Annotated in this window: 11 protein-coding genes and 2 tRNA genes; 2 read left to right on the forward strand and 11 right to left on the reverse strand. The window is 61.0% G+C overall.

Annotated features, from left to right (window positions below; translation table 11 throughout):
- Positions 1-62 precede the first annotated feature (62 nt).
- The 4 genes from IT444_12270 to rsmH form a co-directional block, all read right to left on the reverse strand.
- On the reverse strand, positions 63-1,859 hold the full coding sequence (locus tag IT444_12270; protein MCC7193546.1) for a penicillin-binding protein 2: 1,797 nt from the start codon (positions 1,857-1,859) through the stop codon (positions 63-65).
- A 116-nt stretch (positions 1,860-1,975) separates the two neighbouring features.
- Positions 1,976-2,275: a hypothetical protein gene (locus tag IT444_12275; GenBank protein MCC7193547.1), complete on the reverse strand. Its 300-nt coding sequence runs from the start codon at positions 2,273-2,275 to the stop codon at positions 1,976-1,978.
- Positions 2,276-2,401: 126 nt separating this feature from the next.
- Positions 2,402-3,445 carry a LysM peptidoglycan-binding domain-containing protein gene (locus IT444_12280; GenBank protein MCC7193548.1) on the reverse strand — a complete coding sequence of 348 codons (1,044 nt, stop codon included), beginning with the start codon at positions 3,443-3,445 and terminating at the stop codon, positions 2,402-2,404.
- A gap of 42 nt (positions 3,446-3,487) precedes the next feature.
- Positions 3,488-4,456: a 16S rRNA (cytosine(1402)-N(4))-methyltransferase RsmH gene (rsmH, locus tag IT444_12285; GenBank protein MCC7193549.1), complete on the reverse strand. Its 969-nt coding sequence runs from the start codon at positions 4,454-4,456 to the stop codon at positions 3,488-3,490.
- Positions 4,457-4,586: 130 nt separating this feature from the next.
- Between rsmH and IT444_12290 the strand changes: the two genes are divergently transcribed.
- A tRNA-Leu gene (locus IT444_12290) sits at positions 4,587-4,673 on the forward strand.
- A gap of 25 nt (positions 4,674-4,698) precedes the next feature.
- Here the strand turns inward: IT444_12290 and IT444_12295 are convergent.
- The 4 genes from IT444_12295 to IT444_12310 form a co-directional block, all read right to left on the reverse strand.
- Complete coding sequence (locus IT444_12295; protein MCC7193550.1) at positions 4,699-6,231, reverse strand: DUF4139 domain-containing protein; 1,533 nt, start codon at positions 6,229-6,231, stop codon at positions 4,699-4,701.
- A 61-nt stretch (positions 6,232-6,292) separates the two neighbouring features.
- Positions 6,293-7,162 carry an N-acetylmuramoyl-L-alanine amidase gene (locus tag IT444_12300; GenBank protein ID MCC7193551.1) on the reverse strand — a complete coding sequence of 290 codons (870 nt, stop codon included), beginning with the start codon at positions 7,160-7,162 and terminating at the stop codon, positions 6,293-6,295.
- 8 nt (positions 7,163-7,170) lie between these two features.
- Positions 7,171-7,710: a Fe-S protein assembly co-chaperone HscB gene (hscB, locus tag IT444_12305; GenBank protein ID MCC7193552.1), complete on the reverse strand. Its 540-nt coding sequence runs from the start codon at positions 7,708-7,710 to the stop codon at positions 7,171-7,173.
- Between the two features lie 59 nt (positions 7,711-7,769).
- Positions 7,770-8,621: a prepilin-type N-terminal cleavage/methylation domain-containing protein gene (locus IT444_12310; protein MCC7193553.1), complete on the reverse strand. Its 852-nt coding sequence runs from the start codon at positions 8,619-8,621 to the stop codon at positions 7,770-7,772.
- Between the two features lie 133 nt (positions 8,622-8,754).
- On the opposite strand from IT444_12310, the gene IT444_12315 reads away from it, so the two are divergent.
- Positions 8,755-8,836: transfer RNA gene (locus tag IT444_12315), tRNA-Leu, on the forward strand.
- Here IT444_12315 and IT444_12320 read toward each other — a convergent pair.
- The 3 genes from IT444_12320 to IT444_12330 all read right to left on the reverse strand — a co-directional run bounded on the left by IT444_12320 (position 8,788) and on the right by IT444_12330 (position 10,520).
- Positions 8,788-9,957: a tyrosine-type recombinase/integrase gene (locus tag IT444_12320; protein ID MCC7193554.1), complete on the reverse strand. Its 1,170-nt coding sequence runs from the start codon at positions 9,955-9,957 to the stop codon at positions 8,788-8,790. The genes IT444_12315 and IT444_12320 overlap by 49 nt on opposite strands.
- 146 nt (positions 9,958-10,103) lie before the next feature.
- Positions 10,104-10,310, reverse strand: a complete 207-nt coding sequence (locus tag IT444_12325; GenBank protein ID MCC7193555.1) for a hypothetical protein — start codon at positions 10,308-10,310, stop codon at positions 10,104-10,106.
- Between the two features lie 3 nt (positions 10,311-10,313).
- On the reverse strand, positions 10,314-10,520 hold the full coding sequence (locus IT444_12330) for a hypothetical protein (protein MCC7193556.1): 207 nt from the start codon (positions 10,518-10,520) through the stop codon (positions 10,314-10,316).
- Positions 10,521-10,560: the final 40 nt, after the last annotated feature.

Below are 10,560 nucleotides of genomic sequence, written 5' to 3' on the forward strand. Positions count from 1 at the left end.
GTAATTGCGCAGCGTGAAGATGCAAGATGCGTCGAATCTCCTCAGGCGCGTTGCGAGCCGATTCAATCCCACGCAGCCAGTTGCGTCGTATGCTCGACATCCTGTGCGGGGACAGGCGGGACACCCAGATAGATGAGCGACTGTTCCACGACACGCTTGGCGGCAGGAGCCGCGACCGTGCCGCCGAAGTGCCCTTTTCTGCGATCAGGATGATGAATGACGCAGAGGACGACAACGCGCGGATGATCGACCGGCGCACCGCAGACGAAGGAAGCGTTGTAAGCGTCGGGGATGTATCCGCCGCGCGGGCCGGCGATCTGGGCGGTGCCCGTCTTGCCGAAGATCGGGTACAGGTCGCTGTTGGCCTTCTTGCCGGTGCCTTCCGTCACGACGCGACGCAGCACCTCGCGGGTCCGCGCTGCGGTCGCCGGCTTGAGCACTCGTTCCATGATCGGCGGATGTGCTGAATCCGTCGGATCGATCGCGCGGATCGTCGGCGTCGGCAGCAGGCCGCCATTGGCGAACACACTGAACGCTCGCGCCATCTGCAACGCGGTCACCGACACTTCCTGACCCATCGAGACCGAAGTGATCGAGTATTTGCTCCAGCGGCTCAAGGGCCAGACGCGGCCGGAAACCTCGCCGGGCAGTCTCGCCCCGGTCGGATCACCAAACCCGAAACGCTTCATCGCCTGGCGCGTCGCTGCGTTACCCAGTTCGGTGCCGATTTTTCCCATGCCGATGTTGCTCGACATGATCAGCACCTTCTCCGCGGTCACTGTGCCCACCGGGTGCGCGTCGTGCAGGTTACGACCGCTGGCAAAGCGATACGCGCCGGAAGTCGTGCAGTCATAAATCTCGGAGGGTGAAAACACTCCCGCCTCCAGAGCGCCGGCCCAGATGAACGGCTTGAACGTCGAGCCGGGTTCGTAGGTGTCCGTCACGCAGCGGTTGCGGCGGTTTTCCGGCTTGGTCTTTCCAAACTCATTCAGATCCACCGACGGATAGTTCGCCATCGCGAGAATCTCGCCGGTGCGCGGATCCATCACCACCATCTCACCTGATGCGGCGCCGAAATCCTGGCAGGCTTTGGTCAGTTCTGTCTCCGCGTATGACTGGATCATCAGGTCGAGGCTGAGCCGAACCGATTTTCCGTCCGCCGGCTGCTTGTAGTCGCGCTGGTCGATGTAGATCGGCGTCCGCCGAGCGTCCCGCAGATAGGTGATGCTGCCGGGTTTGCCTCGGAGTTCCTTGTCGAAAAGTTTTTCGAGGCCTTCGATGCCCACGCCGTCAGCGTTGACATATCCCAGCAGCGCGCCGCCGAGCTTTCCCTGCGGATAATCACGGATAACGTGCGGCTCGACGCCCAGCCCGCGGAGTTTGAAGCCCGCCATCTTGTCGGCGCGGTCATCGCTCATGTAACGATCGAGGACGACGTAGCGACGGTCGAGCCGTTGATTGACGGTCTGCTCGATCCATGCGGGATCGTAGCCAAGCTGCGAGGCGACGCGCTCGGAAAAGGTGCCGGGGTCTTCGATTTCAAACGGGTCCACGTAGAGTCGCTGCTTGATCCGGCTGGAGGTGAGCACCCGACCGCGCCGGTCGGTGAGGCTGGCGCGCCGCGCCAGGATGGGCACGGTGCTGGTCTGCGTGTCCTTGAGTGCCGCGATGTTCGTATCCGGCTGTGTCTGGAGTTGCACGACACGTCCGAGCACGCCGAGCAGTCCCGCCGTGACGAGTCCGATGATGACGTAGCCGACGATCAGGACGCGGCGCGCGCCGTCTTCGGGACGGATCGTGGGGCTGTCGTGATTAGGCCAGCGGCGGTGGGGGAGCGTGGAATTCTGCGAATCATCCATGACGGCCTCGGCTATCGGTGCGGCCGGTTTGCCGGCCGGGTTGTCATCTGAACTCAAGCGATGTCGCCGGCTCGATGCGGACCATTCCCGCACGAATCGGCGCGTTGCAGATCACGTCAATCGTTCTGGACCTGCACGTGGCGCACATTCGCGGGTCGCGCCAGTGCCGCTGCCGCGCCAGGTGTCGCCGGCTCCAACTGGAGCTTGGCGCGTTGAACCGCCTCGGCGAGTGCTTCCGGACTGGTCTTGCCCGCCACACGCACCTGCATGTCCCACATTGCCTGACGTGAGCGGTTCATCTTCGCGTGCAGTTGCGCCATCTCGTGCATCGAGGTCAGCCGCTCCTGACGCATGCCCAGGAGCACCACCGCGATGCCGACGATGAACACGATGATCGCCAGCCCCTTGAGAAACATGGAAACCTCGCACGGGAAAAACACCGCAGTTCCGACGGGCGATGCGCGCACCGCGACGGCGGAAGCTGCCGGAACATCACGCTGCTTCCTCCGGCGGGCGTGCCGGCGGAGAGCTTCGTTTGCTTGTTATCGGCTTGACGCGCTGGAAAGGATCAAGACTTGACCGACTTTGAGCTGGTTCTTGTTGGCCAGCGTTTTCCGGTTGAGGCGGTAGATGTCGTCGGCCTTGGCGGCACTGCCGAGTTGCCGGGCGGCGATGCTCACGAGCGTGTCGCCGGACTTGACGGTGTAGGTGCGGGCGGGTGCGTTGTCGGTGGTCTTGATCGTCGTCTGCGCGGACGAGTTTTCAATCGTCGGCGTCAGCACGGTTGAAACCGGCTGGCCGTTGCTCGCTGCGCCTGTCGTCGCAGGCAGGCGGATCACCATGCCGGGGCGCAGATCGCTTTCCTTGTGCAACTGATCGGAGTTCAGCCGGAGCAGTTCACCGGCGCGGCGCGAGTCGCCGAGGCGGTCCTGCGCGATGGATCGAAGCGTCTGACCTTTTCGGACCTCCACGAGTTTCACGGGGGCGGTGCCATCGGTCCCGCTGGACGTATTGGGGTCAGCATCCACGAGCAGGCCGGTCTTTTTGAGTTCATCGGGGACCGCCGGCTTGGGGATGACGAGTTTGGTACCGTCGCGGAGTTGACCCTTGGGGCCGATGGAGCCGCGGTTAGCGTCTTCGATGAGTTTGGCACTGGCCGTCCAGGCGACGTCGTTTTTGTAGTACGTGCGGACGATTCGATAGATCGTGTCGCCGTGCTTGACGACGTGAACCGCCAGCGGGGCGGGCGGTTCATTGGCATCGGCAAGGCGCGGCGTGGTGGGCTGGTTGTTCTGATCCTGCGGCGTGGTGCGGTCGATGGCGTTGATCGTCTCGCCGGGCATCGGCACGGGAACGACACGATTGGCGGGCATCGGCTGGCCGAGGCTCGGCTGATCGCCTTGAGCGACAGGCGTCGTCGGCGTGTTCGGCTGGCCTTCCACGCTGTTCTGCGCGATGTTGCCGAAGCCTTCCATCGGCGCGGCGACCTGATGATGCACGACCGAGAGGTGGTCACTGACGATGATCCCGATCACGAGAATGATGACCATGCCGACCAGAAGACCCACCTTGGTTTCGCGTGCCATTTGCCTGTCCTGATTGAGGTGAGCGTTGCTCACCGATGTGATCTAAATATCTCCGGCCCATTCGATCCCGCGCAGCTTCGCCGAGCGGCTGCGCGGGTTGGTGTCGCGTTCAGCGTCACCGGCGGTCTGCGGCTTCCGCGTCAGCTTCCGCGCCCGACCTGTCCGGTCGAGGTCGGCAAAGGCGTGTTTGACCAGTCGATCTTCCAGTGAATGGAAGCTGATGATCGCCACCCGCCCACCCGGCCTGACCAGCTCCGGCAGAGCGCCGAGCAGTCGCTCCAGTGCCCCCAGCTCCTCGTTCACCGCGATCCGCAACGCCATGAAAGTCCGCGTCGCCGGATCAATGCGTGACCGCCCGAATCGTCCCGATTTTTTTCCGGGCAGGGGCGGATACGCGCGGCGCACGACCTGCGCCAGGGCCTGTGTAGTCAGAATCGGAGAACGATCACGTTCTTCCACAACTTTTCGTGCGATTTTTCGACTCAGCCTCTCTTCGCCGTATTGGTAGATCAAATCCGCCAGTTCGCGCTCGCTGAGGTTGTTCACCAGATCAGCCGCGGTCTGTGTCAGCTCCGGGTCGAGCCGCATGTCGAGCGGGCCGTCGAGGTTGAAGGAAAATCCCCGCGCCGGGTCCGCCATCTGGTTCGAGGCAAAGCCCAAGTCCGCCAGCACCAGGTCCACGCGCCCGATCTCCAGCGCGTCGAGTGCTTCACGGGCGTGGGCGAAATTGGACTTGACCAGATCGACCCGCACCGGCGACGACTTCAACACCTGCCTTGCATATTCCAGATTGACCGGATCGACATCCAGCCCGATGTACCGTCCGCCCGGCTCCAGACGAGGCGCGATCAGCGACGCATGGCCGGCCCGCCCCAGCGTGCAGTCGAGCATCACCTGACCGGGGCGCGGTTGCAGCAGGTCGAGCACCTCCGCCGGCAGCACCGCCACGTGGCCGGCAGTTGCGTCCGTCGGTGAATCAAAGGTGGGAACATCATCGCTCGTGTCTGTCATGTCGGGTGCATGGTAGTGATGGACGGAAGATCCGCTCGCGCGTCGGCACCGGCGGCGGCGCTCCGAGAAATTCGTCCGCCAGTTGCCGCGACGGCGCAAGGTATCTACACTTGTCGGCTCGACACGGCAGGCGGTCGTGGCGGAATTGGCAGACGCGCTAGGTTCAGGTCCTAGTGGGGCTCAACACCCCGTGAAGGTTCGACTCCTTTCGACCGCATTTGGCGGAATCCCCGCGCTCCCTCTCACCATGTGTATTTGACGGTGTATTCCACGACCTTTTTGCCGTCGGCGGGCACATCGACATCGAAGTGAATCGTCCGCGCGTCGATCTTCGCAAACTCGTCGGTCGTCTTGACGATCTCCCAGTTGGTCCAGCGGTATAGATTTTCCTTGATTACCACATGCACAGGTAATTCCTTCTTGGCGTTACGCAGCTCGATGCGGAAGCTCTCGGTCATCACGCGGCCGTTGGCGTCCACGGTGAAATTGGTCTGTGTGCGCTCGCCGACGATGTCAAACGCCTGACCGAGCCTGATGAGCACCTTCTCATTTCGCGGCGTGTGGTCGATCAGATCCTCACCGATAAACTCCAGCGACTTATCCGCGTCGTCCTGCTTGTAAACCCGAATCTTCCCGCGAGGCAAGGGCATGCCCATCTTGTTCGCCTCAGTGTTGGCGAAGCGGAAATAGATATCCACCTTTTTATTCGAGTCGTTACCCAGATTGCGCTCCAGGTACGGCTGGGCAAAGACCCAGTACGCGCCCTGCGGCTGGCCGTAGTAAACCAGGACTTTTTCCACGCCCACATCCCGTGCCGTCGGAAACAACGCCAACTGCTGCGTCGCGTTCTGCGTGATGTCGGTTCGACGGGGAAGGCTGTAGAGGTGGTACTCGAAAAAGGCTTTTTCCTCGAAGCCCGGCGCGACATCAGCCATCGCCGCACCGCCACGGGCCATCATCCTCACCGGTTGAGGCTGGCGGTTCTGCGCCCGCTGCACGTCACCGGCGATGAGTTTGAGCTTGGCGTTCTGGTATGTCGTGCCGGAAAGATTCAGCAGCGTCACCCATGCGCTGAGGTCCGCCTTGCGCTCGTCATCGCTGAGCACCAGGTTGTAATCCGCTTTCCACGTCAGGCCTGCTGTCTGATACGTTGTGCGGATGTCGTGCGGGCCGCCCGTCCTGGAACTGATGAGCCACTGAAGCGTCGGGCGGGTAATCAGACCAACCTCGTTGCCCGTCCGCGTGATGTTCGCTCCCTGGCGCGACAGGATACGAACCGTCCCGCTTTTCTCCCGCAGCACGAGCTGGCCCTGATTGATCGACATGAGCTTGCCGGTATAAGTCTCCGCCTTCCCCTCGCCCGCCGGGACAGTGACGGCGACTTCACTGTCGATGGATTTTTCCAGCAGCTTGTCGGGATTCACCAGATCAAACTGAAACCGCTGTTCAAGGACCGCTGTGCCCGCCTTGGCGGTCAGGTCGGCAAAGCTCACCGTCGTCGGGTCGATGAACTGCGCCACATCGGTGAACGAAAGCGTGTTGACGCCTTCCTTGAGATTGAGCGATCGGATTTCCTTGACGACACCGAAGCCGGGGACATTGGATGCCGGCACACCCTGTCGCGCCTGCTCGATGTATTGCTGCGGGTCGAAGCCATAAGGATCGGCTGAGGAGTAGATGGTCAGACTGGGGCCTGCCTTTTCGTCGATCTTGTTGGCGTCCTGTGCGAAAGCTCCAGCGGCGATAAGCAGGGGAGCAAGAAAAAGTGCTTTCATGGTTAGTCTCCGATGATGATGACCAATCGTAACCTGTGATGTCATTCGTGCGCAGCGGAGATCAGCGAGCAGCCTTTGTTTCACGCATCAACCGATCCCAGTCAAACGCCGGCCCCGGATCCACCTTGTTGGTTTGAATGTGATAGTGGCCGAGCAGTCCGTGGTAATTCCGCAGCGTTTCGTCATCGAGCTTGTGCCGCACGAGTTGACCGTTCGCATCGCGCGGATAGTCGCACTTGATCCGAGGCAGTACGACACAAAGCGCAGCCGTGAGCTTTGCCAGCGCACGGTACTGCGCATCCGTGAACGGCGACTGCGCCAGCTCCTGCCCCTGAATCATCCCCCGCATCATGTCACTGGTGACGGAAGGATCCCCTGCGGGAACGGCTCCGACGTGGGCGATCTCGATGCCGACGGAGCGGTCGTTGGCGATCGTCGCGTGCCAGGCGCGTTCCTTGACATCGAGTGTCTGGTAGATCGTGCCGTCCGTGTCGAGCATGAAGTGGATGCTCAAGCCGCGCTTGTCCTGAAGGATCTCGAAACAGTCGCGGCTGTTGCCGACCGCGTCGTAGTGAATGACGAACTGATCCACCACGCGCTGGAGCAGGGGCAGGTCCCAGCCGCCGCCGCGTACGCGCTGGAGTTCATCGGGTGTGAGCGAGTCATGGCGCAGACCGTAACGGGCACCGGAAATATCGACAGGCGAAGTGGTCGGAGCGTCAAGCGGGGCGAAGCGTTTTTCAACACGGTAAGCGTCATAGCCTCCCTGATCGGTCCAGAGAACGACACGAGTACCGGTGTGAAAGAGTCGGCCGCAGACCATGATCTCATCGCCGCAGCGGGTCAGCGGTGTGCCCGGTTCGGCGGCGCAGGCTCCGAGTGACACAACCAAGGCGAGTAATACGGTGACGTGGAAAGTCATCATCGTCATCAACACCTTCAGTGCCGTGAGCTGTCGCGGCTTTCCTCCGGTGTCTGCTCGATCATGCGTTGAAAATAGCGCAGCGCGTTCAACTCCAAGCGGATTTTTTGCAAAATCACCGTCCGGCTTTCACGGGACTCCGTACCTGCCTGGACGAACATTTCCGCGATCCGCGTCAGATGCTCCGCCCGCTGCGTCTGCGCCCAGCCGGCCAGCTCGCGCAGCTCCGTTTCATCCTGGGATGCGATGGCCTCCTCCATCCGTTCGCGGATTTCCAGCATCTCGGCAAGCAGGGCGGGCGGTAGTGATTTGTCCGCGCTTTTGTCCGGCCCGCCGAGAAGATCGAGCAGAGCGTTGGCGCGCAGCTCCGGATCATGGAGCGTGCGGTAGGCATCGTTGATCGTCGCAGAGCGGGCGGCGGCGTCGGCCTGTTCGAGCGGATCGGTGAATCGGTCGGGATGATTCGCAGCCGACGCCTGAATAAAGTGGCGATGCAGTTCTGCTTCATCAAGGTCGAAACGCGGTTGGATTCCCAGTGTCGAAAAAGGATCAGACATTTCCATAGCATAGCCGCCGTGGTCAGGTGCAGCGTCAGGCGGAGTCGGGTGTTGACCGATTAGTTGAGCCAGATGTCGGTCGGTGTGCAGGATTGCCAGGCCCAGTTCGGGCATCGTTTCCAGAGGAACTTCCAGAGAGGCTTGCCGGTCTTGACGATGTGCTGAATACCGGTGACGTGGCCGTCGCGGTACATGGCGTTGGATGTCTCCGCGGGGTGTCGGAAGGCGTAGTCGAAATATCCCGTGTATGAACCCGGCGCGTCGAGGTTCCACGCCACGTAGGGGAGCAGCCAGGTCAGCCCCCAATCAGGGCCGTCCATCACCATCAGAGCGTCGGCGGCCCGGATATTTTCGTAGGGATTTCCTTCGTTCATGCCGCGTCGGAAGTATTGCCACATCGGGTACAGGTGATCCATGTATCCGAAGTAGTAGTGGTAGCCGCTGACGCTCCAGTGCATCACGTAGCTGCTCATCGCGTGTTCGTTGTTGTAGTAGGTGAAGCCCTTAAGCTCCGGCTTTGGGCTTCCCTTTTCACCGGGACATTCCTCGACGCGGAAGCGAGTGTTCCCAAGCGCGAATCCCTGGATGTAGCCGACGTACTGCTCCATTCCGCCGAGGTAGCCCGCCTTGCCCAGGATCTGGTGCCAGGTCGCGCCGCGCGTACCTTGCCAGTAGTTGTAGGTGGTACCCACCGGCGGGATGCAGTCGCGGAAGTCGTACGCATAGCTGGTGAACGCGAGATGATTCTGATGCAGATTGCTTCGACACTTGGCGGAAAAGGCCACAGCCTTGGCGGCAGCCAGCGACGGCAGGAGCAGAGCCATCAGCAGCGCGATGATGCTCAGCACCACCAGCAGTTCGACGAGCGTAAACCCGCACGTCAATCCGGTTGTTCGACGCATCGCTGCCATGAGAGGCCTTTCGCGTTGCTTCGAGACTGATGAATAGCCCTTTGGAAATGTCTGAATAAGTATATCGGCAAACGGTTCCGGGTGAATCGTCGGGAGCGAAATTCATGCGCGCAAACGGTTATGATGCACGCACGCGGGCGTGGCGGAACTGGCAGACGCGCGGGATTTAGGTTCCCGTGGGGCAACCCGTGCAGGTTCGATTCCTGTCGCCCGCATTCAAATGCACTTTCCGCCGCGACGCGACAGCAGACGCCACCAAGCGCAAAAATCCCTTGTTTTCTCGGCTGTTTTGTTCACTGGCTGTATCTCCGCACGCGACAGCTTCCGACACAAGACGACTCGACGCGACCCCTGCGGGTGTCCCTCCGGGTGTCCCTAGGAGGGTCCACTCGTCATCGTCGCCGACACGAGGCATCTCCTCGACAAGCCCACGCGTACGCAGCTTTTCCCGATGCGTGTATCTTGCCGCCATGCTTGCCGTGGCGTGGCCGGTAAACTCTTGGAACGTCGGACCTTCAATCCCCGTTGCAGCACCCCACGTGCAGGCAGTGTGCCGCAAGGCGTGAAAATCCAACCGCTGCCCCAATCCGTTTACATGCGGTATGCCCGCAGCGTCCAGATCGGACCAGAACCAATGCAACCCGTCCTTCGGCAGAATGCCTTTGAAGATGCGATCCGTTGGCTTTGCATCAGCTGGCTTCATCTTCTGCAATGCTGCGGCCACATGGAGAGGCAGAGGCTTCCACCGCTCTTGCTTGTCCTTTTGCGTACTCGCCCGCACTCGCAGACCCGGATCATCCCCTTCGAGTGTCGCATCGCACCAGCGAAGCTCATACACCGCGTTGCGACGTAGCGTGGTGTAGATGACCACGAGATACAACGACCGCCGCGGCCCGGCGACATACCACAACCGCCATACTTCTTCCACACTCAAAGCCGCACGTTCAAACGTCTGTTTACCGCGTCCATCCACACGGCCGACATGTGCGAGAGGGTTTTCATTCGAACGGCCATGTACTTTCATCCATTCAAGCAGCCCGGAGATTGCCGCGAGATAGTCATTGAGTGTCTTAGCCGACTTAGGATGAGACTTCCGCCAGGCGAGGAACGATTCAGCCGTAACGTCCTTGAGTAGTTTCCACCCGCAGGCCGCAATCATCCCACGCACACGATACGCAAGCTCGCGGACATAGCGGCGATTACGACCGCGTGCCCGCAGGTCAGCGGTGAAGTCGGCCAGGTGGTCGAGCATTGGCTTGGCAGCCCCGGCGATCAATTTCTTTGGAGGCGTAATGCCGTATCGCTCGCGTTCCATCTCAACAATCAACTTCCGCATAAACTGATCGGCCACGCGTTTATCGGTTATGTTCGTTGGGTAGTCCTTCGCGACGGCATCGCCATCCAACTGGATGCGGGCCGTGTAGGTCTTAGCCAGGACGAGCCGCCCCTTGATCTTCCGCCTCCGCCTGAACGTGTACGCTTTCACGTAGCTATCCCTCCACGCTCCTTTAACAACCGATCCACCGACGCCGCGACAATCGCGACGCGGCCCTTTACGCCTACCGCGTGAACGTGAATCTTTTCCAGCTTGCCAGCCGCTATCAACCGCTCTACCCCTCTGATGCAGATCGTCAGCATCTCCGCTACCTGAAGCTTGCTGTAATACTTTGGCTTTTCACCCGAAATCACTTCTCATGCTCCTTTTATTTGAGGCACTTTCTTTTCACGCTTCACCTGCTGACGCTCACGCCCCAGCTTTGCCAACTCTGGCACGTTCTCCCGAATCTGTCGCAACTCCTCCTCTGGTATCTCCTCTCCCGCCACGGCCGCCAGGACCTCCAGAACCTTGGGTGAAGCCGCAAGCGTACTAATCAGCCCACGCCAAATCGGATTCTCCATGCTCGCAACAAACGCTTCCTCTGCCCCTATTTCGTTGGCT

Source organism: Phycisphaeraceae bacterium (assembly GCA_020851465.1).
In the GTDB taxonomy this organism is placed as follows: domain Bacteria; phylum Planctomycetota; class Phycisphaerae; order Phycisphaerales; family Phycisphaeraceae; genus JADZCR01.

Excerpts from the sequence above, each read along its gene's own strand:
- IT444_12270 (MCC7193546.1), bottom strand. The coding sequence starts at position 1,859 with ATGGATGATTCGCAGAATTCCACGCTCCCCCACCGCCGCTGGCCTAAT.
- IT444_12275 (MCC7193547.1), bottom strand. The coding sequence starts at position 2,275 with ATGTTTCTCAAGGGGCTGGCGATCATCGTGTTCATCGTCGGCATCGCG.
- IT444_12280 (MCC7193548.1), bottom strand. The coding sequence starts at position 3,445 with ATGGCACGCGAAACCAAGGTGGGTCTTCTGGTCGGCATGGTCATCATT.
- rsmH (MCC7193549.1), bottom strand. The coding sequence starts at position 4,456 with ATGACAGACACGAGCGATGATGTTCCCACCTTTGATTCACCGACGGAC.
- IT444_12295 (MCC7193550.1), bottom strand. The coding sequence starts at position 6,231 with ATGAAAGCACTTTTTCTTGCTCCCCTGCTTATCGCCGCTGGAGCTTTC.
- IT444_12300 (MCC7193551.1), bottom strand. The coding sequence starts at position 7,162 with ATGACGATGATGACTTTCCACGTCACCGTATTACTCGCCTTGGTTGTG.
- hscB (MCC7193552.1), bottom strand. The coding sequence starts at position 7,710 with ATGTCTGATCCTTTTTCGACACTGGGAATCCAACCGCGTTTCGACCTT.
- IT444_12310 (MCC7193553.1), bottom strand. The coding sequence starts at position 8,621 with ATGGCAGCGATGCGTCGAACAACCGGATTGACGTGCGGGTTTACGCTC.
- IT444_12320 (MCC7193554.1), bottom strand. The coding sequence starts at position 9,957 with ATGCGGAAGTTGATTGTTGAGATGGAACGCGAGCGATACGGCATTACG.
- IT444_12330 (MCC7193556.1), bottom strand. The coding sequence starts at position 10,520 with ATGGAGAATCCGATTTGGCGTGGGCTGATTAGTACGCTTGCGGCTTCA.